We start from the raw sequence: 3,874 nt of genomic DNA, 5'->3' as shown, positions 1-3,874 counted from the left end.
GCCCATCGCCAGCGACTGGTCGACGAAATAGCCATAGGCCCCCGACGACACCTGGCCGATCGGCGTGCCGTCCGGCAGGAAGATCGGCTCGCCGCCGGTGGCGTCGGCATCCTTGGCCGAGACGGAAAGCATGATAAGCTCGTCCCGCGCCGGCTTCTCGGCGACGGCGAGATAGGCGTCGCGATTGAGAAAGTCCTTGTCCGTCTTGATCAGGCGATCGAGCTTGACTTCCTGCGGCCAGTATTCCGGCGAGTACTCGCGGCTCCAGCTGCCGTAGCCCTTCTCGACGCGCAGCGACATCAGCGCCCGCGAGCCGACCGGCCCGGCGCCGACTTCCGCGCCCGCCTTGAGCAGCGCGCTGTAGAGCTCGACCTGGTCGGCAGCCTTGCAGTGCAGCTCCCAGCCGAGATCGCCGGTGAAGGAGACCCTGAGCGCCACGACATCGACGCCGGCCACGGTGATCTGACGCGAGCGCATGAAGGGGAAGGCCTCGTTCGACAGGTCGTCATTGGTGAGCCGCTGCAGCAATTCGCGCGATTTCGGTCCGGCGACATTGAAGCCGCCGAGCTCCTCGGTGCGCGAGCGGAAGGTTGTGCCTTCGGGCAGCGGCACCGATTTGAAGAAGCGCTGATGAAAACGCTCGGCCATGCCCGAGCCGATCACCATGAACTCGTCCTCCGCCAGTCTGGTCACGGTGAAGTCGCCGGCGATGCCGCCGCGCTTGCCGATCAGCGGCGTGAGGCAGGAGTTGCCGACCTTAGCCGGCATCCGGTTGGCGAAGAGCGCATTCAGCCAGGCTTCCGCGCCCGGGCCCTTCACTTCGTATTTGGCGAAATTGGAGATGTCGATGATGCCGGCATGCTCGCGCAGCATGCGCGCCTCGCGGCCGACCGGCCCCCACCAGTTCTGGCGCGTGAAGCCGACCGTCTCCTCGCGCGGCTCGCCTGCCGCGGCGAACCACAACGGATGCTCCCAGCCGAAATTGAGGCCGAACACGGCGCCCATTTCCTTCTGCATCTCATAGACCGGCCGGGTGCGCACCGGACGTCCGGCGGCGCGCTCCTCGTTCGGGAAATGGATCTTGAAGCGGTGGCTGTACTGGTCCTGCACCCGGGCTTTGGTGAAGGTCTTGCCCGCCCAGTGGCCGAAGCGCGCCATGTCCCAGCCGAACATGTCGAGCGTGGGCTCGCCCTCGATCATCCATTCGGCCGCGAGCTTGCCCATGCCGCCCGATTGCGAGAAGCCCGGGATGATGCCGTTGCAGCAGAAATAGTTGCTGAGCTCCGGAGCCGGCCCGAACAGAACCGCACTGTCCGGCGACCAGATCATCGGACCGTTGATCACCTTCTTGACGCCGGCGGTGGCCGCCGCGGGAACCCGCTGGACGGCGCGCATCATGTTTTCTTCGATGCGGTCGAGATCGTCGGGAAACAGCTCGTGGCCGAAATCCAGCGGCGTGCCTTCCTCGGCCCAGAACTTCATGTTGCGCTCATATGCGCCGATCAGCAGCCCCAGGCCCTCCTGGCGCAGATAATATTCGCCGTCGCGGTCGGCGACCGAAGGCAGGCGCCGGCCCATGGAGGCGATTTCGGGAATGGTCTCGGTGACGAAATACTGGTGCTCGGTCGGGATCAGCGGCAGTTGCAGCCCGGCCATGGCGGCGACCTCCCTGCCCCACAGGCCGGCGGCGTTGACCACCCATTGCGTGCGGATGTCGCCCTTCGGCGTGCGCACGATCCAGCTGCCGTCCGCTTGCGCCTCCGTCGCCGTGACCGGCGTGAAGCGATGGATTTCGGCGCCGCGCTGGCGCGCGCCCGCGGCATAGGCCGCCGTCACGCCGGACGGATCGACATTGCCGCCCTCCGGCTCGTACATGATGCAGCGAATGCCGCCGAAATCGACCAGCGGATGCAGCCGCTCCGCCTCGTCGCGGCCGACCTCGTAAAAATTCATCTTGTAGCGACGCGCCTTGGCTTCCTGGAGCCGCAACTGATGCTCGCGCGCCTCGGTCTGGGCGAGATAGAGCGAGCCCGGCTGGAAGATGCCGCAGCCCTGGTCGGTCTCGGCTTCCAGCTCCTTGTAGAGCGCCATCGTGTAGTGCTGCAGGCGGCTGATGTTGGTGGAATCATGCAGCCCGTGGATGTTGGCCGCCGCGTGCCAGGTCGAACCGGAGGTCAGCTCGCTGCGCTCCAGAAGCACGACATCCGTCCAGCCGAACTTGGCCAGATGATAAAGGATCGAGCAGCCGATCAGGCCGCCGCCAATGACAACGGCTTGTGCATGAGTACGCATAGTTGAGCTTTCTTCCCTTTGTTCGGCGACTTGCTTCGCGCTCTTTGGCAGCGCTTTGGGATTTCATTTAGCTGACTGATCGATCGCAGTCGCCGGTGAATTCAGGGGCGCGGATGCGCCCCTGAATATTGCATCGATCCGCCCGATCTAGGCCTTGTCCAGCCAGACCTTGTCCAGTTGCAGCTCGAAGGTCTGGTGCATGCCGAGGTTCTTCACATAGGTGGCATGGTGGCGGTAGAGCGAGCGCCAGAACGCCTGAACCAGAATGCCGGAGTCCTGCAGGATGAACTCCACCTCCTTCATCAGTTCCTTGCGCTTGGCCGGATCGGCGACGGCCATCGCCTCGTTGAGCTTCTTGTCGAACTCTGGATTGGCATAGCCGGACTCGTTCCACGCCTCGCCGCTGCGATAGGCGATCGCCAACACCTGCACGCCCAGCGGCCGCATGCCCCAGTCGGTGGTCGACCACGGATATTTCGTCCAGTCGTTCCAGAACGAAGAGCCCGGGATGATGGTGCGCTTGACCTTGAAGCCGGCGTCGCGCATCTGCGCGGCAACGACGTCGGCCGGGTCCTTCACATAATCCGCATCGTAGGAGATGAGCTCGAACTCGTGGTCCGTCTGGCCGGCCTCGGCCATCAGGGCCTTGGCCTTGGCCAGGTCGCGCGGAACCTTCGGCAGCTCGTAATATTCCGGATGGATCGGGCAGACATGGTGGTTTTCGGCGATCTGACCGAGACCGCTATAGCCGAGCTTCAGCACGGTCTCATTGTCGACCGCCAGTTGGATGGCGTTGCGGACGCGCTTGTCGTCGTAGGGCTTGTTGGTCACGTTGGTGCGCAGCACGATGGTGCCTGCGGTGACCACCTGCTCCTTGACCAGTCCCATGCTGTCATAGAGGTCGACGGTGCCGCCGACCGTCTGGTAGTTGCAGTCGATCTCGCCGGCCTCGAAGGCGCTGCCGATGGCGGGGTTCGAGGCGTCCGATCCGTAGTCGACCCAGTCGACACCGTCGAGATAGGGCTCGCCGCCGAACCAGGTGAAGTCCTTGCGCCGCCGCACCGAAGCGGATTCACCGACCTTGTAGGAGATCAGCTCATACGGACCGGTGCCGGGCGTCTTCAGCATGTCGGCGCCGTTCTTGTCGAAGTCGCGATGGACGATGACGGCCGGATAGTCGGAAAAGCCGGGGATGATGGTGACGTCAGACTGGCGGCATTTCAGCTTCACCGTATGGTCGTCGACCTTGGTGATCGCGCCGGCGGCGGCCTTCTTGGTGGCGGGATCGATCAGCGAGCTCATGCGGCCGGCCATCGAATTGCCTTCGGCCGTCTTATCGCACCAGCGTTCGATGTTGTAGACGATGTCGTCGGCATTGAAGTCGTCGCCGTTCGACCATTTCACCCCCTTGCGCAGATGCAGCGTGTATTCGGTGGCGTCGTCGCTTACCTCCCAGCTCTCGACCAGATGGCCCTCGAAGGTGAAGTCGGTGGTGTAGCGGATCATGTAGTCGTTGCACTGGCGCATGACATTGGCGATTTCCGACCAGTCCCAGGCGCGCGGATCCTTCATGTCCTTGATG

General features: G+C 64.0%; 2 protein-coding genes. Both read right to left on the bottom strand.

Annotated features, from left to right (window positions below; genetic code table 11):
* Nucleotides 1–2,292, bottom strand: a 2,292-nt coding sequence (locus tag EOA24_RS29995) for an FAD-dependent oxidoreductase (RefSeq protein ID WP_133374677.1), incomplete at its 3' end; no start/stop codon positions are given.
* A 147-nt stretch (nucleotides 2,293–2,439) separates the two neighbouring features.
* Nucleotides 2,440–3,874, bottom strand: a 1,435-nt coding sequence (locus tag EOA24_RS29990; protein ID WP_133374676.1) for an ABC transporter substrate-binding protein, incomplete at its 5' end; no start/stop codon positions are given.

Origin of the sequence: Mesorhizobium sp. M2A.F.Ca.ET.039.01.1.1 (assembly GCF_003998035.1) — a bacterium.
Lineage (GTDB): Bacteria > Pseudomonadota > Alphaproteobacteria > Rhizobiales > Rhizobiaceae > Mesorhizobium.
The sequence above is the reverse complement of the archived record's forward strand: the minus strand, read 5'-3'. Positions and strand labels throughout refer to the sequence as shown.